A 22995-nucleotide genomic window follows, 5' to 3' on the forward strand; every position below is an offset into this window, starting at 1 on the left:
GATTCCCTCCTCATAATGAAAGCGCTTTTACAATATGATTGTAACGAACCTGGTTTGCGGACTCTATACCAATCTGCGAATTGAAATAACAAAAATCCAATTTTTTGCAGACAAGAGTATTTCACTTCTCTCCCACACATACTAATAGGGCATGACGCCAAAGGGCTGTACACGTTCAGGAGGGGGATTATGGAGGAGTGGTACCGCAGTAAGTGGCTCCGCTGGATGACCGGCGTGCTGCTCTCGCTGATTATTCTATATTTCGTCTGGCTGCTCCGTCCGATGCTCCATGGCGTATTCGTCTTTCTAAAAGCGATCCTGGCGCCGTTCCTGGCCGCCATGATTATCTCCTATGTGCTGAATCCCGTCGTCTCCTTGCTCTCCAAGCGGAAAATGCCGCGCAGCGTAGCGGTCCTGCTGATTTATGCGGTGTTCCTGACCTCACTGGCAGTCATCCTCATTAATCTGATCCCGATGTTCATTGAGCAGCTTGAGGAGCTGAATGAGCATTTGCCCGAGATGACCCTGCATGCCCAGGGGCTGATGAAGGGGATGAATTCGAGACTGATTCCGCCCGGGGTGGAGACCGGGATGAACAATTGGTTCTACCAGCTGGAGAACCGCCTGGCGGAAGGCATCTCGCACTTTCTGGATAACATCGCCTCGACCATCGGCATCTTATTTAACGCATTCATCGTACCTTTCCTGGTGTTCTATATTCTCAAAGACTTCGAGGTGTTTGAACGGATGGTGGTGTCCGTGCTGCCCCGGTCCAGACGCAAGTCTATCGTGACGCTGCTGAAGGATATCGACGAGGCGCTCGGCAACTATATCCGTGGACAGTTCCTCGTCTGTATTATCATCGGGGTGCTTGCTTATATCGGCTATGCCATCATCAGTATGCCGTATGCGCTGCTGTTCGCCTGTGTGGTAGCCGTGTTCAATATCGTTCCTTACATGGGTCCGTTCCTGGGCGCGGCTCCGGCCATTATCATGGCTTCGACCCTCTCGTGGCGGCTGGTCCTGCTGGTGGCGGTGGTCAATACCCTGTGCCAGATGCTGGAGAGCAATGTGATCTCCCCGCAGGTGGTGGGCCGGAAGCTGCATCTGCATCCGCTGATGATTATCTTCGCACTGCTGGTCGGCGGGGAGCTGGCGGGAATGATCGGACTGATCCTGGCTGTGCCCTTCTTCGCTGCTGCCAAAGTGGTCATTCAGCATATTATAGGATATTATATCCGCAGGAAGCCGGCGTAAGGGCGTGTTGTCCGCTAAACCATTGACGATGCATGTATCTTTTGGGTATAATGTGGTGAATATTACGAGTACACAGCCTTTCATAGCAGTGCGATGAAGAGGAGTATTAATTCGTGAGACCGTTATTGCAGAGAGCCGGCACTCAGGTGCGAGCCGGTTAACGGGCCGCAGTGAACTCACCTCCGAGTAACGGCGCAAGCCGCAGGCTCTCCCATTAAGCGGAGACCCGCGTGTGAACCGTCGTCGGCTCACCCCCGATAGAGGGTGTCAAAGTGAGTGCCGGACAAAGAATGTCCGCGCTAACTAGGGTGGTACCACGGGAATTCATACCTCTCGTCCCTAGCGATTATACGCTAGGGATGGGAGGTTTTTTTGCGGAACGGCCAGCGAAGCGGCAAGGCCGGGTCGGGGCTTCGGCAGACCGGCGGCCGGAAGCGAGCGGTTCCACTGCCCAGCGAATCATGGGCGGTGCTTGGACTTTGCTGTTCCGGCGGAGGAACAGATGGTGTTTACCCAAGTTACAGAGAACGGAACGGAAAGAAATTTTGGAGCTGGATTGAACAAAAAGTTTAGTTAAAGGAAAAGTGGCGGAGGGGAATTTTGGAACTGGAGGAGCGGTAGCGTCCGCCTTTGTATGCGGATTTCAACCGCAAACAGCGTTTAAATCAAGAAATCTGCAGACAACAGCGGCCGGAGGTCCAAAACTTCTCTGGAGTCACGCCTATCCTAAAACATAATGCTCATTAGTTCAATTTATCTAACAGCGGGCGGAAGCCCAAAACTTTCTTGCAGTGGAGACGAATCTCTTAACTTTTTTATGACAGCAGCAGTATCACCTATTACAGCAACACTCCAAGGAGGAGCACAAGATGAGCGACAATATTGGCTACCGCGCCCAGACCATCGAGCCGAAATGGCAGAAATTCTGGGACGAGAACAAGACCTTCAAGACCAGTGAGGACCCGGGCAAGCCGAAGTTCTACGCCCTGGATATGTTCCCGTATCCTTCCGGCGCAGGACTGCACGTAGGCCACCCGGAAGGCTATACCGCCACCGACATCGTGTCCCGCTTCAAGCGGATGCGCGGCTACAACGTGCTGCACCCGATGGGCTGGGATGCCTTCGGACTTCCGGCTGAGCAATATGCGATGGATACCGGACAGCATCCGCGTGACATTACCTTCAAGAATATTGACAACTTCCGCCGCCAGATCAAGTCGCTGGGCTTCTCCTACGACTGGGACCGCGAGATCAGCACGACCGACCCGGAATACTACAAGTGGACGCAGTGGATCTTCATCCAGCTGTATAACCGCGGGCTCGCATATGTAGCCGAAGTATCGGTGAACTGGTGCGAAGCGCTTGGCACTGTCCTGGCGAACGAAGAAGTCATCGACGGCAAAAGTGAGCGCGGCGGCCATCCCGTCGTCCGCAGACCGATGCGCCAGTGGATTCTGAAGATTACCGAATACGCTGACCGTCTCCTGGAGGATCTGGACGAACTGGACTGGGAAGAGAGCATCAAGGATATGCAGCGCAACTGGATCGGCAAATCGACCGGTGCGGAGGTGACCTTTGCGATTGAAGGGCATGAGGCTGTGCTTGAAGTATTCACTACCCGTCCCGATACCCTGTTCGGAGCAAGCTATTGCGTACTCGCGCCGGAGCATAAGCTGGTGGATGCTATTACGACGGCGGAGCAGAAGGCAGCCGTTGCCGACTACCGCGACAAGGCTTCCCGCAAGAGTGATCTGGAGCGTACGGATCTGGCTAAGGAGAAAAGCGGTGTATTCACCGGCGCGTATGCGATTAATCCGGTGAACGGCGCACAGGTGCCCATCTGGATTGCCGACTACGTGCTGGCCGGCTACGGAACCGGAGCGATTATGGCCGTTCCGGGCCATGACGCCCGTGACTGGGAGTTCGCCAAGCAGTTCGGCCTGAACATCATCGAAGTGGTGCAGGGCGGCAACCTGGACGAAGAAGCATACTCCGGCGACGGCCCGCATGTTAACTCCGGCTTCCTGGACGGCCTGCATAATGCCGATGCGATTGCCAAGATGATCGCCTGGCTGGAAGAGAAGGGCAGCGGCAAAGGAAAGGTTACCTACCGCCTGCGCGACTGGCTGTTCAGCCGCCAGCGGTACTGGGGAGAGCCGATTCCGATTCTGCATCTGGAAGACGGTACAATGAAGACCGTTCCTGTAGATCAGCTGCCGCTGATGCTGCCGGATGTCGACGCGATCAAGCCTTCAGGCACGGGTGAATCCCCGCTGGCGAACGTAACGGAATGGGTGGAGACCGTTGATCCTGAGACCGGCATGAAGGCCCGCCGTGAGACCAACACTATGCCGCAATGGGCCGGAAGCTGCTGGTACTACCTGCGGTATATCGATCCGCACAACGACAAGGAGCTGTGCTCCCCGGAGAAGCAGAAGCAGTGGCTGCCGGTAGACCTGTATATCGGCGGAGCCGAGCATGCAGTGCTTCACCTGCTGTATGCCCGCTTCTGGCACAAGGTGCTCTATGATATCGGCGTAGTGGATACCAAGGAGCCGTTCCACAAGTTGGTGAACCAGGGGATGATCCTGGGCAACAACAACGAGAAGATGAGCAAATCGCGCGGTAATGTCATCAACCCGGATGAGATTGTGGAGGCCTACGGCGCAGATACACTTCGCGTCTATGAGATGTTCATGGGTCCGCTGGAAGCGACCAAGCCTTGGAACGAGAAGGGTGTCGAAGGCATCCACCGCTTCCTCTCCCGCGTCTGGCGCCTGTTCGTGAACGAAGACGGCAGCCTCAGCGCGAAGATTACAGAGGGCGGCGGCACGGATGAATTCAAACGCACCTGGCACAAGACGCTGAAGAAGGTCACTGAGGACTTCGAGCATCTGCGGTTCAATACGGCGATCAGCCAGCTGATGATTTTCATCAACGATGCCTATAAGCAGGAGAGCTTGTCCAAGGAGGCGGCTGAGCAGTTCGTGCAGATGCTGTCCCCGCTGGCTCCGCATATTGCTGAAGAGCTGTGGGAGCTGCTGGGTCATGAAGGAAGCATCAGCTATGTGGCCTGGCCGGCCTATGATGAAGCCTGGACTGTAGACGCAGAAGTTGAGATCGTCGTGCAGGTCAACGGTAAAATCGTCCAGCGCGCACTCATTCCGCAGGATATGGCTCAGCAGGAGATGCAGGACCACGCCCTGGCTCTGCCGAATGTGAAGGCGGCTGTCGAAGGCAAAACCGTACGCAAAATCATTGCCGTTCCCGGCAAGCTGGTAAATATCGTAGTGGGTTAAGCGAAGAACGCAATTCTGCCCGCAGCAACGGAGGTATCCGTGCTGCGGGCTTTGTTGGTTTCTGGGAATCTAAGCCGCTGGTTGCCGGGATGGGGTGCGGACAATAGATGCGCTTCTCTAGCGGTCGGTGCGGCTCTGGGCGATGCTGCCCAGCCCGAACAGCTCGTCGAGCTTCTCCACATCTTCATCGTATTTGTCATGCGTGGTGGTAATCAGCCGTTCAAACACCCCTTCAAGACTATTCTGCAGATGGTTCAGCGCCTGGGCAGTAATGCCACCGCGTACGGCTACCCGTTCCTGCAGTGCCTGCGGGGTGAACGAGCCTTCGGTCAGCAGCTTGCCTGTGCCCAGCAGCATCTCCCCGGCGAGGCGGGTGACCAGCGCTTCGTCGATGCCGGTTGCTGCGACCGCCGCTTCAATCCACCGTTCCAGGAAGTAACTGAGAAACGCCGGACCGCAGCTGGAGAAATCCGAGGCTATCCGCGTATCCCGTTCAGGAATTTCTGCGGGTACGCCAATATAGGAGAACAACTCAAGCAGCATCAGCCTGTCTTGCTTATTGAACCGGCTTCCGAAGATGCACAGTGAAGTTCCGCTTCTGACGGAATGGGTGATGCTGGGGATGATTTTGGCGATCTTGGAGGGCAGGGCGGATTCCAGATGGTAGAGCTGAACAGGACTGGTAATGGAGACGACAATCTGCTCGCTGCGCAGATAAGGGGCAATTTCGTCCGTTACCCGCTTGAACTGCAAAGGCTTGACGCACAGGAACACAAGGTCGCTCTCTGAGGCGGCTTCGATGTTGCCGGAGCATATCGTAATTCCGGGATGAAGCTTCTTCAGCTCCATCAGCCTGCCGGGGCTGCGGTTGCTGGCCATCACATCACATGGCTCAAGAGCTCCCGACCGGAGGAAGGTGTCGATCAGCAGACCACCCATGCTGCCTGTTCCGATAAATCCCACTTTCATCCTGTAGCTACCTCCTTTCTTATGGTGCTGCTGGCTTACAGGAATACTCTTCGTTATATGTATGCAGAGCAGACTTGGACACATGACATGTATTCATCACAGTTTTGAATAAAATTCCAGTTTATTGAGGGAGGACAACCTGATGGATAAAAGAATGATTGTCTGCGCCATCACCGCAGCTCTGCTGGGCGGCGGTCTGGTATGGGCCGCTGACCACCGCGCGGACGGCGACATCGCCGGATGGAAGACACTGAACGCCGGAATGGCGCAGGCGCTGGGAGTGGCGGCTGACGGGGAGGCTGGAGGGGATGATGGCGGAAGTGCGGCGGAGGGGAAAGCAGGTGGTAGTGAGGTAGCTGGTGGCGGTGCGGTAGGGAGTGGTGCGGCTGGCGGTGCGTTCATCGGTGGCGGAACAGCGGGGGATGGGGTGGCTGGAGGGAATGTGACTGGTGGGACGGCAGTTGGTGCAGGCGCTGGTGGGAGTGTGTCGGGTGGCAATACAGCGGAGAATGCAGGTACTGGGGGGGATGATGCAGGTGTAGCGGGGAATGGAAGTGTTGGTGGTGCGCTCACCGGTGGTGGTACAGCAGGTACTGGAGCGGTGAGTGCAGGAGTAACTGGTGCGGCGGACTCTGGAGGGGCCGGAGTAGCGGCAGGAGGCGGCGCTGCAAGTGGAGTGGCTGCTGCACCAGTGGAAGCCGGAACTACTGGCAGTGCAGCTCCCGCCGCGCCTGACGGCCGGATCAATGTGAACACCGCCGATGCCAAGGTCCTGATGGACCTGCCGGGCATCGGAGAGAAGAAAGCGCAGGCGATTATCGACTACCGCAGCAGCAAGGGAGCGTTCCGCAGCGTGAAGGAGCTGGGCAAGGTGAAGGGCATCGGCCCCAAGCTGCTGGAGAAGCTGAAGCCGCTGGTGGCTTTTTAAGGCTGCGTCGTACCCTCGGATCTGCTGTAATTGCACTATGTACATTAGATTAGCCCACAATCCGCCTGAAAACGGAATCTGCTGCACTTCGTACATTAGAATTTTGCAAAAGTGGGTCTTTGGAAACTAAATGAGAAAATCAATTGTACAAAGTGCAGCAGAACGTTACTTAAGAGCAGAAAACGCAATTTCTATTGTACGAAGTGCAATCACACCCGTTCTGCGGAGATACGGGCTATCAATATCCTAGTGAAAACGCTGCCCCGTATGCTACAATAGTGAACAACTATTTAAGAGAAAGTGGAGAGTGCTGATGACTGTGGCTTACCGCAAGAACTGGGATACATACTTCATGGATATTGCCTGCATGGTCTCCACCCGTTCGCGCTGTCCCCGCCGCCATGTCGGCGCGGTGCTGGTGCAGGGGAAGAAGCTGCTGGGTACGGCCTATAACGGTGCGCCGATGGGCGTCCCTGACTGCTCGGAGGCAGGCTGTATGGTCTCTGAGCAATATGAGCGTGAATTGGTTGAGGGCGTAGAGACGATGGTGAAGAAGCAGCGCTGTATCCGCACGATCCATGCCGAGCAGAATCTGCTGCTGTTCACCGACCGGAGCGACCGCGAAGGCAGTACCGTCTATGTGACGGATGAGCCGTGCTGGACCTGTGCCAATATGCTGGCGAACAGCGGAATCGTGGAGATCGTCTATCTGCGCCCCTACAAGAAAGACATGGAGAAGGTGCAGGCGATGCTCGCCTCCCTGGGAATCGTGTTCCGCCAATTAGAGAACTACGAGCCGCCGAAGGAAACGATGATTTCGGTATCCGAATAACCAAGGCAGAAATAGAATACGGACAGGTTTCAGGGGAAGAACCTCTGTACACGCAGGTTATGCGTATGCAGGGGTTTTTTGGCGTCCGGAGACCTGAGTTGGAAGGAGAGATGAAGATGAACAGAAGGCCGCTCTTAAGCTTTACGGTCTCCTGGGTGGCGGGAAGCGCGGCAGGTTGTGTGTTCTCCGGGAGGAGCCTGCTGCTCTGCCTCGCGGGGATGCTGGTGCTGCCGGTAATCTGGGCGCTTAGCGGCGGGATACGCTGGAAGGCTGCTGCTGCGTATGTACTGGCGCTGATCGTGGCTGCTCTATACTGGGAATATGGCGAAATCCGCAACGTGAGTCTGCTGCCGGAGGCGTTGGGACAACCTACAAGCGAGCTGAACGAAGCCTACGTGACAGCCGCAGGCGTTATTGTCTCACCGGTGGAGCGGGATGGGGACCGGGTTGATTTTGTGGTGAAGCTGTCAGGGATCAGACTGCATCAGGAAGGGGAGCAGGCCACAGCAGCGGCGGGAGGGGGCAAATTGGCGGAACCGGATGCCGGAGGCGAGCAGGTTGCTGTGCAGATCAAGCTCCAGGAGGAGAGTGAGATTGCGGTGGCTGCGCAGTGGCAGCGGGGAGACCGGATAGTCATTGAGGGGGAGCTGATCCAGCCGCAGACCGCGCGCAACTTCGGCGGTTTCGACTACCGGGCCTATCTGCTCACCCAGAAGATTCACTGGCTGCTAAAAGGCACTGGAACCGCCAGCGCAGCGGTTACCCCCCAAGCCTCCTGGGAGCCTTCCACGATTCTGCGCTGGAATGATCGGGCGCGCTCCATGCTCAGCACAGAGATGAGCCGCTTGTTCCGGGAGCCCCATGCCGGTTATATGAAGGGCCTGGTTATCGGCATCCGGGAGGAACTGGACCCGGAGACCTTCAGGCAGTTCTCCCAGCTGGGCCTGACCCATATCCTGGCTATCTCGGGAATGCACGTGGCTGTCTATGCGGGGGGAATCCTGTTTCTCCTGCGCCGCTGCCGCTTGACCAGAGAAACCACATTGACGGTAACTCTGCTTCTGGTTCCGGTCTATGTGCTTCTGTCCGGGGCCGGCCCGTCCGTGATCCGTGCCGGGATCATGAGCATGATCGCCCTGCTGGCAGCCAGGTTTGGCCTGCTCAAGGACGGGCTGAATATTCTGGCCGCCTCAGCCCTGATGATGCTGGTCTGGAATCCGTATCTGCTGCTCAGTGTCAGCTTTCAGCTGTCTTTTCTGGTGACGGCCGGACTCATGGTGTATACCCCGCTGGCTGCGCCGCTGTTCAAGCGGCTGCCGGATTGGCTGGGCAGCAGCCTCTCCGTAACCATCATTGCACAGTTGGTCTCGTTTCCGCTGACGATCTATTACTTCAACCAGTTCTCGCTGTTATCCGTTGCCGCCAATCTGCTGCTCGTTCCCTTCATCACCTTCCTGGTGCTGCCGCTGGGGGCGCTTGCGCTGATGCTTGGCCGGATGTGGAATGCCGCAGCCTTGTTTATCGCGGGGCTGGCGGAGTTGCTTAATAATGCTACCTTCGTAGTCGTAGAGTGGGTGAACAGCTTCACTGCGGGTGTGCTGATCTGGGCTTCGCCGTCAATCCTGTGGATCTGCCTCTACTACGGGCTGCTATATGTTCTGTTACATGCCTTGAAGCGGCGGACAGAGGCGAAGCTGGTTCCCCAGTTCATGGATGATGAGACCCGGCCGCTCGCGGAGCTGGAGGGAACGATAAATGGCCAGGGGAAGCCCGGCAGAAACAGTCAGCCAGATTCACCATCCACTGCAAACAGCGTAAGAGCAGCCTTCGCTGTCCAAGGACACCCTCCGGCTGGAGCTACGCGCTGGAGCAGCCTGGCGGCGATACTGTGCACGTTAGGCCTGACCGTTTTGCTCTACAAAGGCTATAACGCCGAAGCTGTGCACGACGGCTCCGGTTCTATCAGCTACCTGGATATAGGCCAGGGGGACAGCAGCCTGATTACCACGCCGGGCGGAGCCCATATCCTGGTGGACGGCGGCGGGACCGTGAGCTTCGGCAACCGGGAGGAATGGCGCATCCGCCGCAGCCCGTTCGAGGTCGGAGCGAAGACGCTGCTGCCGCTCCTGAAGCAGCGGGGCATCCACCGGCTGGATGCGGTTATCCTGACCCATGGCGACCAGGACCATGCCGGAGGCTTGCAGGCAGTGCTGGAAGGGATGCCAGTATCGGCGCTGCTTTTCAACGGGACGCTGACCGGTACGGAGGCGTACTCCAAGCTGATGGCTACCGCACTGGACGCCGGTGTCCAACTGTACCCGGTGCAGCAAGGCATGACACTGGCCCCGGACGAGGCCACGCGGCTGAACTTCCTCTGGCCGGAGCCGCCAGCGGATGGACTGATCCTGCCGGAGGAAGTGGAGGACCAGAACCACGAATCGGTTGTGTTCCGGCTGGAGATGAACGGCCGGAGCTTTCTTTTCACGGGAGATATGGACGAGGCGGCAGAGGAAGCCATCCTGGGGGCTGCTAAGCAATCCGGGATTAAGCAAGGCAGTCCTATCGACGTCTTGAAGGCCGCCCATCACGGAAGTAAAACCGCCACTAGTGCAGACTGGCTGGCCTTCTGGAAGCCTAGTGCCGCCGTGATCTCAGCCGGTGTGAACAACCTTTACGGCCATCCGCACGGGATCGTCCTGGAGCGTCTGGCCGATGCGGGAACCCGAGTCTACCGGACGGATCGGCAGGGGGAGATTCAGTTGAGGGTGAGCAAGGAAGGAATAACGGTAAGGCATAAGTTGGAATGAATACTAACCAAAAGACGGAAGTGGTACTTAAGAAACATCTTCAGATTTCACCAGAGGTTGAAGCTTCCATAAAAACCAGCGTGCTTAAAGATATGATTCACTTTATGCTTGCATTGAAGAATTTAAGCATTTCGAAAACAGTAGTAATTTTTCCTCAAAGGTCTGCACTTTAAGATTTGGATTACAACAATCAAGCCCATTCTCCGGTACTCGGGGGAGGGCTTTTAGTCATAAAACTTAGAAAGTTTGAAAGACCTTATCACTTTTATCTCGATTTGATGTTTTCAGCTTATCGTATACAATACATAAAATCTAATTATAGATGTGTCGATTAATAAAGGCCAAACTGGCTCTATTGAGATATGTGGTCAAAGACGCTTAGAGAAGAAATGAAGCCAATTGAAGTGTTTTTATTATGGTAAATATTACCTTAATCGTGCTATGATGTGTATACAAAAGCAAAGAGTAAGTAAGAAAGGAGTCCAATATGAACAATCAGTTGTACATTGGCTTGTTAGTAGGTGCTATAATTTTTGGGGTAACTGGGTTAATCAGCCTTATTATTTCCCTGATTTTATTAATTAGAATGGCATTTAATAAAAAGACAGCATTTCCAAAGCGAAGCTTAATAACTGCATTCATTACAGGAGCAGGCTGTTTGTTGTTCTTTTATAACCAGCAGAATAATATCAATTTTTTGCCTAAAGGATATTTAAACTCCACGTTTGAATCACCCGATAAGAAATATGAAATACGAACATATCATTATGGTTCACTCTTTTACCGCAATGCACGTGCTGAACTAATAAATAAAAGCAACAACAATCGCTCGACAATTTATTTCAATGACTATGATTATTCTCCACTAGTAACTTGGAAAACCAATGAGGTTGTTCTTATTGGAAATGTAGAATTAGATATCTCGAAGCACCAAACCTTTGATTACAGAAAAATTAAGAACCATACAAAGTCAGTTCCACCTCAATCATAAATTACCAAAAAAAGTATTGACTGATAACTTTCACAAATGGTAAGGTGATATTGGATTAAATATCCATATTATAGGAGGTAGATGTAAGGATGAAAAAGGTATTACCGTTACTTTTTATTTGTTTTCTTCTATTTAATGGACTTGCACTAGCATCTCCGATTAATAATGATAGTGAGGTCATTACTACGCCGCAGGAAATACATAAGGTGGTTGTGGCTAATCATTGGGGAAGTTTAACTAATGTTGGTCAGTTAGTTGTCAACGTTACTGCTGCAGATTTGGGTGTCAGCGATACTCTTTTTAATCAATATTTGAGTGATGTTAGCAATCTCAATAATGCTGTAAAAGAGGGCTTGCTTACATTTGGTGACAATCTTGAAATGAATGTTTTAACGCCTGAAGAGTACAAAGACTACGCTGTACAAGAGGGAATTAATTATAAAAATCAAAGCCAATTTATCGTACCTTTCTCTGACCCGGGTGCGCCTCCATTTAGAAATGCCTATTCGATTGCCTCTGGAAATTTATCAACTCTTAAAAATTTTTACAACTCAGCTATGACCTCTTACATGTATAGTGGTTATCCTAATGCTGGTGCAATGGCTTACTCTGCTTCAATTGGCTTCTTTATTGGTAAGGTTCAAGAAGGTGGAGAATGGGACTATAAAGTACAGCCTGGCTGGTCTCCATGGTATAATCAATTTACTTTTGCATTTCGCTCTGCTACAGAAGTTCAAAATAGTGCATATTTAGGTAATTACAATTATGGATATGTTGGAAAATACTTATTTAGTTTATCTGTCCTGATAGCCGGAGGAGATGGGGTATCCATTTTAACTGGAAAGCATCCTGATGGAGAAGATGATAAAGCTCCTATCAGACGAGGATATAACGAGAATTATTGAAATGTGCTTTTAACTAGGTAAAAATTCTAAAACGCGATGTTAACAGTTGTTCTGTATGCTAGTAGTGTTAGTGAGACTCCAACAGTGAAGTACTCACTTAGAGCTTCAGAAAAAGATGATATTGCGATAGAGAATATCGCTAACGTTACTGTAAGCGGAAATGGATATGTTCAATAAATAAACAACAAAGGAGCGATTGTCGAGAGACAACCGCTCCTTTGTTGTTTTGCACATACCAAGTAAAATATCTTACCGCTTACAAATTTGAGAGACAGAAGTAGAACTATGGTTAGATGCCTTTTCATTTTGAGAATGAGGTATACTTCGGAGGTAGCAAATGTTAGTCTCGTTGCCGCTGGGAATACTGGCAGTGATGCTTGGACGGGTATGGAATGCCGCAGCACTGTTGATCGCTTAACTGGGTGAGCTGCTCAATAACACTACCTTTGCAGTCGCAGAGTGGGTAATAGCTTCACCGCCATTGAGAATAACCTGTATGGCCATCCGCAGGGGATCGTCCTGGAGCGTCTGGCCGGTACGGGAACCCGAGTCTACCGGACGGATCGGCAGGGAGGTTCAGTTGAGGGTGAGCAAGGAAGGCATCACCCTTCGCCACAAGCTCACCCCCGCCCCGGACTAACCCTCAGAAATCGTATATAATAACCTCATATGAGAGGAGTTGATCGTATCCTTATTGCTCTGGCAGGACTCGTGCTGCTGCTGATTGCCCAGAACATCTACCTGCTGAATTACCGGAGACAGGTCCAGCAGATCAGCAGCCAGCTTTCTTTTATCATGGAGCATGAATCCCGTAAGCAGATAGTCACCCAACTGAAGCCGAAGGAGATCAGCAGGCTGGTGCGGGAATGCAACAATCTGTTAAGCCGGCAGACCGCGATGGGGGAGCAGTTCAGCCGCAAGAATCAGGAGATGAATCTGGCAGTCACCAGCTTGTCGCATGATATACGGACCCCGCTCACTTCGCTGGACGGGTATCTGCAATTGGCGCTGCGGACGGAGGCGGGGCAGGAGAAGGAACGGTACGTGCGGCTGGCCCAGTCGAGGATACAGCAGATCATTAAGCTGGTGGACGGGCTGTTCCTGTATACCAGGCTGCAGAATCCCGAATATGAATTGGAGCTGCGGCCGGTTGATGTGGTGGAGGTACTGAAGCGGAACCTGTTCACCTTCATTGAGGATTTCACCCGGTCCGGCGAGGAGCCGGAGCTGCGGCTGCCGGAGCAGCCTGTTCTGATTATGGCGGAGCAGAATGCCGCGGAGCGGATTTTTACGAATCTGCTCGGGAACTATTTCATGCATGGGGAGGGTTCGCTCACCGTAGAGGCGGAAGATAAGCAGGATAAGTTCTGTATACGCTTCACGAACCGGCTTAAGGCAGGCAGCAGCGTGGATACGGAGAAGATATTTACGCGCTTTTACAGAGAAGATCCGTCGCGTACCCGCCATTCCTCGGGGCTTGGACTCTCGATTGTCAAGGCGCTGATGGTGAAAATGAACGGCAATGTGTCAGCCAGCTCTGCCAGCGGCACCTTCACCATTCATATCGAATTCGCAAAAGCCGGAAAGGAGCATCCCCATGAGCATCTCTCTTAATCATAACAGCAGAAGAATTCTCATCGTTGAGGATGACGAGCATATTAACACGATTCTGCATGACGGGCTGACCGCCGCAGGATATCAGTGCACCCAGTCCTATTCGGGCAGTGAAGGGATGCTGAATCTGGCAGAGCGCGAGTATCACCTGATTGTGCTCGATCTGATGCTGCCCGGGCTGTCCGGCGAGGCGTTCATGCACCGGTTGCGTGAGGAGATGAAGTGCCGGATTCCGGTGATTGTCCTCTCAGCCAAGGATAAGCTGGGGGATAAGCTGGACCTGTTCATGCTGGGTGCTGATGATTATGTGACGAAGCCTTTTGAGCTGGAGGAGCTGCTTGCCCGTATCCAAGTCCATATCCAGCGGACGGCTGCTGTGGAGCCGGTGAATGAGTTCAGGTATAAAAATCTGGTGCTGGACTGTACAGCCTACAGTGTCAAGCTTCACGGAATCGCGCTTCCTCTGACCCGCCAGGAATTCCGGATTGTCGAGCTGCTGGTCAGGAACCCTACACGGGTGTTCACGAAGCAGGATCTGTATGAGCTGGCCTGGGAGGAGATCTATCTGGGCGAGGACAAGACGATTACCGTCCATGTCAGCAATATCCGCAGCAAAATCAAAGCGCATGACAGTGAATCCTACATCGATACGGTCTGGGGCATCGGCTTCCGGCTGAGTCCATGAGCAGCTTTGAACTTTCTTAACCTTTTGTTGGCGATCTCTTAGTCTTCATGCTGTTAACTTAGGGGTAAGGAGGTGGCAGATATGACCGATTGCATCATTGAAATATCCGGACTTACCAAAATGTACAAATCAAAAGCGGCGGTACGCAATCTGGATCTCCGGGTCTACAGGGGCGAGATTGTCGGCATCATCGGGAGGAACGGGGCAGGCAAATCGACCCTGCTCAAAATGATCGGCGGACTCGTATATCCAACCTCGGGCGAGCTGCATTTCTTCAACCGTGCGGCGGCCGGGGACCAGTCTTTTTTTGAGCGGATGGGGGTACTGATTGAGCATCCCGGATTATACCCGAACATCTCAGCCTATGAGAATCTGAAGCTGCTTGCCATCGCGTATGGCTTAAGTGACAGGGAGTTAACAGTCGGTAAGCTGCTGAAGCTTGTAGGGCTGGACCCGAAGAATACCGCCAAAGTTAAAAGCTATTCCTTGGGCATGAAGCAGCGGCTGGGGATCGCGGTGGCTCTGCTGGGCAGTCCCGATGTGCTGATTCTGGATGAGCCGATGAACGGGCTTGATCCGCAGGGAATTGTCGAGATCCGGCAGCTGATCCTGGAGCTGAATGCAGCGGGCCTGACGATTCTGATCTCCAGCCACATTCTGGAGGAGCTCTCCAAAATCGCCACCAAATACGCGATCATCCATCAGGGCGAATTCGCCGAGGTCATCTCCAAGGAAGAATTGCAGCAACGCTGTGAGGAACGGATTGAACTGGAGACCGAGGAAGCCCGCGAGGTCCTTCCGGTACTGGAGCGCGAGCTGAACGTTACGAAATATAAGGTGGTGGACAGCCGGACGGTGTATATCTACGACAGGCATGTTCACATCCGGCAGATTGTCAAGGTGCTGTCACAGCAGGGGATCATGATCGATTCCATCGCGAGGCACAAGCAGAGCCTGGAGCAATATTTCCTGGAACGCACGGAAAGCGCAGGTGAACGCCATGATTAATCTGTTCAAAATGGACTTTTACCGCTTCAGTCGGAACAAGATTATGTACTTGCTGCTGCTCCTGTTCTGTGCCTTTCAGATCTTCGGCATCTATATGATGAAGCAATACGCTCAGCCAGTGGAGGCAGGCGGTGTTCAGATCGCAAATTTAACGGAGATAGATTTCATCCAGTATACGATCTCGCAGCCGCCTTCCTGGATGCTGATCTATATTGCGGTGTTCACGATCTACTTCTATATGAGTGAATGGAATTCCGGCTTCCATAAGAATTATATCTCCATGCGGCAGGCCAGAAGCCACTCCGTGTTCTCCAAAATGACGATTCTCGCCCTGTTCGTTGCGATGATGTTCCTGATCCTGCTGGTTGCAGACGGAATTGGAAGAAGGATATTCTTTGACCAGACGGATATGGGGGATCTAGGCATGCTCATTACTCTACTGGCTGGCCAATTCCTGCTGCACTGGGCATTCTCGCTGCTGATTCTTTGTATAGCGATGGTTACCCGGAATCTGCTCGTTAGCTTAAGTGCCAGCATCGTTCTGGCTCTGAATGTGATCGGGATGGTGCTGGGTGCGCTGGAAAAGCTGCTTACGGACATTCATCTGACCAAATATCTGCTAATCAATACGCTTGTGCGGGTCAAGGATCTGGGCAGCGCGGCTGATCTGATTCATATGTTTGGAGTGGCGACTGTTGCGATTCTGTTCCTAAGTTATTTTGCTGTCCGCTACAAAATCAGGGAGGATCTGAACTAGCATCAATTTACGCCCGCGAGGATCAGAGTCTTCTGCATTCTCCGGGCAGCTCTCCGCCCTGTAGCCAGGCCTGGACCAGCTCATTGAACAGCTCCGGCTTCGCCAGAGGGACTCCATGTCCAATCTTGGGGATCACCACGCCCATAGAACGGGGGTTGGCAGCCGTCAGATCCCAGGCGGATTGCTTCATGACAGACTTCTCTTGTTCACCTACGGTAACCAGGATCTTGCCTGCGGCCTCACTGAATCCGGCTGGAATGCGGAACGACATATTCTCTTCCAGCACCCGGATCAGCGTATTCAGCTCCATCTGCCGGCTCTCTTCGTAATACCGTTCCAGGTATTCATCGCCCAGATAGAGCGTCTTGGCCTGCAGCTTCGCGAACCATCTGAGCTTAATCAGCGGAAAAGACAGCCTCACGGTGGGCCCGATCAGCCTGTTGGCGGAGGGAATCGGCCGCACCAGCGCGCTGTTGATGATGGCATAGTCGATCAGCTCCGGCTTCATGCCCAGCATCTGAACAAGCACCTGTGCGCCCAGCGAGAATCCGGTGACTAAGACCTTTCGTCCCTGAGCACGCTCTTCAATAACGGATAAGAGTTCCTCCGCGCTGCTGCGGATCGTGAACTCCTGATCCTCCCGGCTGAGCCCGTGCCCCGGCAGATCCGGGACCAGGCAATGATAACCGGCGAACGCCGCCACCTGCTTCTCCCACATCCAGCCGCTCACGCCCCCGCCATGCAGGAAGACCATCAGATAATCCCCATTCGGGTCCCCGTACTCTTGAATATGTATAGCCACACGCCACACCTCTTTCCTGTAAAAAAGTTCATCCCTACTCCTACGTCCCAAGACTAACATGGTCTCACAAAAAAAAGCCCCGGCAGCTTGTCCAAGCGCCGGGTGCTTATTCTACATACTATCCAATAGATTGAACTTGTTAATTACTAATAAAGGGTGACTGGTGGAGGGGAATTTTGGAACTGTAGGAGCGTGAGCGTCCGCCTTTGTATACGGATTTCTACCGCGAACAGCGGTCTAATCAGGAAATCTGTATACAACAGCGGCCGGAAGTCCAAACATTCTCTGGAGCCACGACTATCCCAAAATCAGAATGTACAAGTTCAAAAATTAAAATCCTCATCCCGCAAAGGCTCCACATTCATCGCCCGCACATATCCGTTCCCCTTCTTCGAGAAGAAGTCATGCTGCTTCGTGTGCGTGCTGATACCGTTCTGGACGATCGGGTTGATCTCTTCCTCAGCGAACAGCGGATCATGGCCGAGGTTCATCATCGCCTTGTTGGCGTTGTAGCGCAGGAAGGTTTTCACTTCCTCCACCAGTCCAATCGGCGCGTAAATCTGCTCGGTGTATTGCTCCTCGTTCGCGTGGAGCAGACGCAGCAGGCCGACCAGTGTCTCGTAGACATCGCTCTGGTCTTCTTCGGACAGCTCCTCGAAAATCTCCTGGGCCAGCACGCCGACATAGACGCCGTGGATGCTCTCATCGCGCAGGATCAGGTCGATAATCTCGCCGCTGCAGGTCATCTTACCTTGTCCGGCCAGATAGAGCGGGTAGAAGAACCCGCTGTAGAACAGGTAGCTTTCCAACAGCACCGAGGCGGCCATCGCCAGGTAGAGGTCTTTCTTGGTCTCAATCTTCTGGTAATACTCCGAGATCGTCTCCGCCTTGAACTGCAGGAACGTATTGTCCTCCACCCAGCGGAAAATCCCGTCAATCTCCTCCGTCGAAGCCAGTGTAGTGAAAATACTGCTGTACGACTTCGCATGGATCTGCTCCATCATGCCCATGAAGCCGAGGACCGCCTTGCGCTGCAAGCCGTCCACATGCTCCATAATCTGCGGCATCCCAACGCCGCCCTGAATCGTATCGAGCAGGGTCAATCCGCCCAGCACCTTCATATAAGAGTCCTTCTCGGTCTCGCTCAGCGTGAGCCAGGACATTTTGTCATCGGATAATGGTATTTCATCATCGGTCCAGAACTGCATGATATTCTGGTTCCAGAACATCAGCGAGAAATCGTCGTCGGGACGGTTCCAGTTCACCGCTTGAATTGCGCTCATAATCGTATCTTCTCCCTTTCTGTACCCGTGCGGCTCTTAGATGGAGCAGGCCAGGCATTCCTCGACAGACAATTTGTTGGTCCGGGTGTAATACAGGGATTTCAGCCCTTTGTGCGCCGCATACAGGTAAGAACGGGCCAGCTCACGGGTCGTTACATCACTGTTCACATGCAGGACGGTAGAGATGCCCTGGTCGATATGAGGCTGAATCTCCGCAATCAGATCAATCACCTTGAACTGGTCCATCTGGTAGGCGGATTTATAATAGAATACATTGTCCGGACGCAGGTAAGGCATCGGGTAGTAGGTAGTCGAGTTGGCATAGGTACGGGTCTCGATTTGCTCTACAATCGGCATCACGCTGGAGGTCGCATTCTGGATGTACGAGATGCTCGCAGTCGGCGCAATCGCCAGACGGTAGGCATGGTACAGGCCGTGCTTCATTACCTTGTCACGCAGCGCTTTCCAGTCCTCTGTAGTAGGAATGCAGATGCCTTCGAACAGCTCCTGTGCTTTGGCGGTAACCGGACGGTAGTCTGTTGTAATATAACGGTCGAAATACACGCCGCTGGCGTAGTCAGACTGCTCGAATCCATAGAAGGTCTCGCCGGTCTCGGCAGCAATTTCCATGCTTTTCTCAATCGAATGGAAGTTCATGGTCATGAAGAAGGTGCGCGCGAAATCACGGGCCTGCTCGCTCTCATAAGCAACTTTGTTCTTGGCAAAATACCCGTGCAGGTTCATCACGCCCAGCCCCACCGAGTGCATCTCCTTATTCGCCTTGGCTACGCCAGGGGCATTGGAGACCATCGTCATGTCGCTGACAGCCGTCAGGGCCATCATACCTTCATGTACGGATTCACGGATCTTGCCGTGCTCCATGACATTTACAATGTTCAGGGAAGCCAGGTTGCAGCTGATGTCGCGGCGGATGATATCCTCCTGTCCGTAATCATTGATCTCTGAGGTCTCCTGCAATTGGAAAATCTCGGTGCACAGGTTCGACATCTTGATCTGACCCACACCCCGCAGGGCATGAGCCGCGTTGGCGTTGCTCTTGTTCATAATATAGGGATAGCCGGATTCAAGCTGGATCATGGCGATCTTGGTCAGCATGTCACGTGCGCTCATGGCTACCTTTTTCTTCACGCGCGGATCGGCAAGCAGGGTATCATACATTTCGTCCAGGTCCATGTCATCCAGATGCGTACCGTACGCCTGGTAGACTGTGTAAGGAGCGAATACATGCAGCGGCTGATTATCCTGCGCCAGCTTGTAGAAGCGGTTAGGCACGATCAGTCCGATAGACAACGTCTTCAGGCGTGTCCGTTCGTCGGCGTTAATCTTTTTGCTGTCCAGGAACTCCAGTACATCCCAGCCAAAAATATTATAATAAGCCGCTCCCGACCCCTTCCGCTGGCCCATCTGGTCTGCGTAGGAGAAGCCGTCTTCCATGAGCTTCAGGACCGGCATGATGCCCTTGGCTGCATCTTCGACACCCTTAATCGTCTCGCCGCGTGAGCGCAGCTTGGACAGATTGACGGCAACGCCGCCCCCGATCTTCGACAGCTGCATGCAGGTGTTCAGCACATAGTTGATCGAATTGAGCGAATCGTCCATCTCCAGCAGGAAGCAGGAGACCATCTCGCCGCGGCGGCTTTTGCCGGCATTGAGGAAGGTTGGTGTTGCAGGCTGCAGGCGTTGCTCCATCATCGAACGGGCCAGTGTGCGTGCGGTTTCCACATTGCCGCGTCCCAGATGCAGAGCGACCACCGCTACACGGTCCGGGTAATGCTCGAGGTATTGCTTACGGTCATTGGTTTTGACGGCATAGTCCGTATAGAACTTGGAAGCCGCCATATACGAAGGGAAGCGGAAGTTATATTCATGGGCAATCCGGTAGACATCCTCCATCTCGGCAGCGGAGTAATGCTCGTACAGGTCCTCGTAATAATCGTTGGCAATCATATAATCAATCTTGGCTTTGGTATCGGTGAAGGTCAGGCTGCGCTGCTCCACATTCCGCATGAACTCGGCTACCGCCTCCTGGTCCTTATCCAATTGGAAAAAGCCGGTCTCGTCTCTCTTCATCAACATGTTGTTCAATTCAATATGCCGCAACCTTGTCCACCTCCTGTTTGATCCGCTGTACGTCACCGTAGGTGCCTGACAGCTCGAATTTGCCGACAACCGGCACGTTGTAACGCTGTGCAATCAGATCTGCGCTGTGCGCGTATAGCTCGCCCCAGTTTTTGTTGCCGCTGGCGGCGATGCCTTTGAGTCTCGAATGGTTCCGCTCCAGGAACATGGATACCTTCTCTGGAATCTGGCCAAATCCGGTGGTGTATGTAACAAGCACGTAAGGCTCGTCGATCGTCATATGCTCTTCGATTTGAACAGCAGGAAGCTTCAGTTTATTGATGAATCTTCTCACATTGCCGGTCTTGGAATCGTAAGCAATCAGCATGGTCTCTAACCTCCTGTAACATTAGCTCATTCCATAGCTCTTTCTACTTGACAAATGAACTTGGGCGAATTCACTAGATTTATGGGCTTAGCTATTATATACACTATATTTAGTAACGTTTAATCATTTTATATACCATATATTGAAAAGTCAAGAGATTGACAAGCCTATTCAGCCGCCCAAAATGCAGGTTAATATCGCCAATCCCACGCCCCGCCTGGGTTCTATTCTCTTAGAATTTATTAGACTTTTTTTTAAGGAATTTTCGGGGCCGCAGAAAGGTGTGGAGGGGGGCATCCGGGAAGGAGAATCGGCTGTGATTTTTGAAAGCGTTTAGCCATCGGCGGATTGTGTTTTGATTGCACTTCGTACATTAGATGCTGCGCGTATTCGGAGGGGAATCAGATCTGTTGTATTTTGTACACTTGATTTCAGCTAACAGGGGCTAATTGAGCAGATTCCCGAAATTCTAATGTAGAAAATACAATAGAATGGAGACTAACGGCAAATATCGTCCGTTCTATTGCAGAAAATGCAATCAGCTCACTTTGAGCAAGGATTATGAGCCTGGAGAGCCAGCCGCGTAAATTATACATAAATGGGAACCGTTTTAGTCCGTATGAGTCTTATTAGGTGAGAGGGGAGAGCAACATGCAGAGTAAAGAGCTGCCTTATAGCATGGCCTGTGCTTCGCCGGTCTCGCTGCGTGAGATGATGGAGATGTACGGCACCGATGTATGGAATTATGCTTTTTTCTTGACCCGCAGCCGGGAGCAGGCGAACGATATCAGCCAGGAGGTGTTCCTGAAGGCCTATAAGAGCATCGGCAAGTACCGGGGACAGGCTACTCTAAAAACCTGGCTGCTGACCATCACCCGCAACACGGTATTCAGCTTAAGGCGTAACAGCTTCTGGCGGAGGTTCGCTCCGCTGGGCAATCATGAGGACACCCGGGCTGCCCTGTCTGCGGAGAAAGAGGCCATCGGCAACCAGTACGCCAACCGGATCTGGGAGATTATTATGGCGCTGCCGGACAAGTACAGGGAGGTACTGGTGCTGGATATTCAGCAGGACCTGTCGGTCGCTGAATTGTCCGCGCTGCTCGGCATTGCCCAGGGAACGGTCAAGTCCCGCCTCGGGCGGGCCAGAGAGAAAGTCAGAACGGCGATGAAGGAGGAAGACCTGTGAACACAAGACATGAGGATGAGCAGGTGAAGGTAATGAGCGGAGCGAACGACTGGTACAAGCAGGCCGGACGGAACCCGTTGACAGGGCCGGGGTTCACGCCGCAGCTTATGGCGCGGATTGAAGAGGCCGCAGCAGCAGGCACGAAGGAGTCAAAAGGACAACGCCGCCGGATCGGCCGGGCCGCAGGCCTTGGCGCATTGTCTGCGCTGCTGCTGTTCAGCGTGATGGTTTGGCCGTTTGGCCCGGGGGCCGGGTTTGATCCAGCAGGGAGGCTGGCAGCGGTCTTGGGGCAGAGCTCGGGAGCGGCTGTGGTACAGCCGTCAACGACGCCTTCGGGTTCTTCGAAAGGTCTCGGCCTGTACATGATATCAGCAGAGTTTGAACTAGGCGGGCTTAAGTATTATATGCCCCTGCCGTTAGACCGCAATAAGGGTGCTGCAATGGCTGTTGAGACTTCCGCCGGGATTGTCTGGTCGCCTCCTCCGCCGGTGGTTAACTATCTCAAGCCCAAATACACACACAATACAGAGCCATATGCTCTTTATCTGACTCCAAAAGGTCATTCAGAGCTATCTGTGGATTCAGCAAAGCGGTTGTATGTCTTTCCTTTATACGCCGGAGGTGCGCAGTCTTATTTGTCGCTGGGCAGTTTATTCGGAGCGGGAGATTATCTTTTGTTTTTCAGCAGCAGCTATACTATTGGAGAGAATCAAAAAAGGTCAAGAGCCAAGCTATTTGTAATGGATGTCAGAGAGGCATCAGAGGGTAAGATTTCTGTTCCCCGAGAGTTGCCAGTGACAGAGGAATCGTATCAGGTCTATAGATCCTTTATGGCCGTTAATCCCGACGAAGCAGAGCTGCTGGCAGTTTACTACACAGATGATGGAAAAGGCGGTTATACACAGCATAATAAGCTGTATGACATTGCAACTGGCAGTACTCAGGTCCTGTCGGGGAAAATCACTACAGAGAATGTAGAAAAGCCCTCCAAGCTCCATTACGGTGAGCTTACCCTTGATTCTAAAGATCTTGTGACCATAGTCCATTATGAGGTTAACGGAGAGCAACGGAGTACAGAGGTTGGTATGAAAACAGGCAATCAGTGGTTCTACGACTGGTGGTATGAGGAACACGGTGAGAAAATTGATGAATCTTCAATAGAAAATTGAGCAGAATACTCCGATTCGCCAATTTCCTCTGAAC

18 protein-coding genes are annotated in these 22995 nt (G+C 52.9%); 13 read left to right on the top strand and 5 right to left on the bottom strand.

The window, feature by feature from the left end:
* Window positions 1-189: 189 nt before the first annotated feature.
* Both K1558_RS20255 and leuS read left to right on the top strand, forming a co-directional pair.
* The gene (locus tag K1558_RS20255) at window positions 190-1257 is read left to right on the top strand and encodes an AI-2E family transporter (protein ID WP_238653473.1); all 1068 of its coding nucleotides are present in this window, start codon (window positions 190-192) and stop codon (window positions 1255-1257) included.
* 869 nt (window positions 1258-2126) lie between these two features.
* The gene (leuS, locus tag K1558_RS20260; protein WP_238653474.1) at window positions 2127-4556 is read left to right on the top strand and encodes a leucine--tRNA ligase; all 2430 of its coding nucleotides are present in this window, start codon (window positions 2127-2129) and stop codon (window positions 4554-4556) included.
* 117 nt (window positions 4557-4673) lie between these two features.
* Here leuS and comER read toward each other — a convergent pair whose 3' ends face one another.
* The gene (comER, locus tag K1558_RS20265; protein WP_238653475.1) at window positions 4674-5525 is read right to left on the bottom strand and encodes a late competence protein ComER; all 852 of its coding nucleotides are present in this window, start codon (window positions 5523-5525) and stop codon (window positions 4674-4676) included.
* 142 nt (window positions 5526-5667) lie between these two features.
* On the opposite strand from comER, the gene K1558_RS20270 reads away from it, so the two are divergent.
* From K1558_RS20270 to K1558_RS20310, 9 genes are all read left to right on the top strand, one after another.
* The gene (locus K1558_RS20270) at window positions 5668-6453 is read left to right on the top strand and encodes a ComEA family DNA-binding protein (RefSeq protein ID WP_238653476.1); all 786 of its coding nucleotides are present in this window, start codon (window positions 5668-5670) and stop codon (window positions 6451-6453) included.
* Between the two features lie 313 nt (window positions 6454-6766).
* Complete coding sequence (locus tag K1558_RS20275) at window positions 6767-7285, top strand: deoxycytidylate deaminase (protein ID WP_238653515.1); 519 nt, start codon at window positions 6767-6769, stop codon at window positions 7283-7285.
* Window positions 7286-7401: 116 nt separating this feature from the next.
* Window positions 7402-10092 (top strand): ComEC/Rec2 family competence protein, encoded by a 2691-nt coding sequence (locus K1558_RS20280; RefSeq protein WP_238653477.1) that lies wholly within the window; start codon window positions 7402-7404, stop codon window positions 10090-10092.
* A 487-nt stretch (window positions 10093-10579) separates the two neighbouring features.
* A complete protein-coding gene (locus tag K1558_RS20285; protein ID WP_238653478.1) occupies window positions 10580-11083 on the top strand; it encodes a DUF5412 family protein in 504 nt (167 codons plus the stop codon).
* An 89-nt stretch (window positions 11084-11172) separates the two neighbouring features.
* Window positions 11173-11988, top strand: a complete 816-nt coding sequence (locus K1558_RS20290; protein WP_238653479.1) for a polymorphic toxin type 44 domain-containing protein — start codon at window positions 11173-11175, stop codon at window positions 11986-11988.
* 669 nt (window positions 11989-12657) lie between these two features.
* The gene (locus K1558_RS20295) at window positions 12658-13602 is read left to right on the top strand and encodes a sensor histidine kinase (protein ID WP_238653480.1); all 945 of its coding nucleotides are present in this window, start codon (window positions 12658-12660) and stop codon (window positions 13600-13602) included.
* The gene (locus tag K1558_RS20300; protein WP_238653481.1) at window positions 13586-14287 is read left to right on the top strand and encodes a response regulator transcription factor; all 702 of its coding nucleotides are present in this window, start codon (window positions 13586-13588) and stop codon (window positions 14285-14287) included. The genes K1558_RS20295 and K1558_RS20300 overlap by 17 nt, the downstream gene beginning before the upstream one ends.
* A gap of 81 nt (window positions 14288-14368) precedes the next feature.
* Entirely contained in the window at window positions 14369-15295 is a 927-nt protein-coding gene (locus K1558_RS20305) for an ABC transporter ATP-binding protein (RefSeq protein WP_238653482.1), read from the top strand.
* On the top strand, window positions 15288-16052 hold the full coding sequence (locus K1558_RS20310; protein WP_238653483.1) for an ABC transporter permease: 765 nt from the start codon (window positions 15288-15290) through the stop codon (window positions 16050-16052). The genes K1558_RS20305 and K1558_RS20310 overlap by 8 nt, the downstream gene beginning before the upstream one ends.
* Window positions 16053-16074: 22 nt before the next feature.
* On the opposite strand, the gene K1558_RS20315 is transcribed toward K1558_RS20310, so the two are convergent.
* The 4 genes from K1558_RS20315 to nrdI form a co-directional block, all read right to left on the bottom strand.
* Window positions 16075-16806 (bottom strand): alpha/beta fold hydrolase, encoded by a 732-nt coding sequence (locus tag K1558_RS20315; RefSeq protein ID WP_274528676.1) that lies wholly within the window; start codon window positions 16804-16806, stop codon window positions 16075-16077.
* A 371-nt stretch (window positions 16807-17177) separates the two neighbouring features.
* Window positions 17178-18137 (bottom strand): class 1b ribonucleoside-diphosphate reductase subunit beta, encoded by a 960-nt coding sequence (nrdF, locus tag K1558_RS20320; RefSeq protein ID WP_238653484.1) that lies wholly within the window; start codon window positions 18135-18137, stop codon window positions 17178-17180.
* A gap of 36 nt (window positions 18138-18173) precedes the next feature.
* Window positions 18174-20258, bottom strand: coding sequence for a class 1b ribonucleoside-diphosphate reductase subunit alpha (gene nrdE, locus K1558_RS20325; protein WP_238653485.1), 2085 nt, complete (start codon window positions 20256-20258; stop codon window positions 18174-18176).
* Window positions 20245-20604 (bottom strand): class Ib ribonucleoside-diphosphate reductase assembly flavoprotein NrdI, encoded by a 360-nt coding sequence (gene nrdI, locus K1558_RS20330; protein WP_238653486.1) that lies wholly within the window; start codon window positions 20602-20604, stop codon window positions 20245-20247. Before nrdI ends, nrdE begins: the two co-directional genes overlap by 14 nt.
* A gap of 651 nt (window positions 20605-21255) precedes the next feature.
* Here nrdI and K1558_RS20335 point away from each other — a divergent pair.
* Window positions 21256-21792 carry an RNA polymerase sigma factor gene (locus tag K1558_RS20335; RefSeq protein ID WP_238653487.1) on the top strand — a complete coding sequence of 179 codons (537 nt, stop codon included), beginning with the start codon at window positions 21256-21258 and terminating at the stop codon, window positions 21790-21792.
* Window positions 21789-22961 (top strand): hypothetical protein, encoded by a 1173-nt coding sequence (locus K1558_RS20340; RefSeq protein ID WP_238653488.1) that lies wholly within the window; start codon window positions 21789-21791, stop codon window positions 22959-22961. The genes K1558_RS20335 and K1558_RS20340 overlap by 4 nt, the downstream gene beginning before the upstream one ends.
* Window positions 22962-22995: the final 34 nt, after the last annotated feature.

It is taken from the genome of Paenibacillus piscarius, from assembly GCF_022234545.1.
GTDB classification, from domain to species: Bacteria; Bacillota; Bacilli; order Paenibacillales; family Paenibacillaceae; genus Paenibacillus_AQ; species Paenibacillus_AQ piscarius.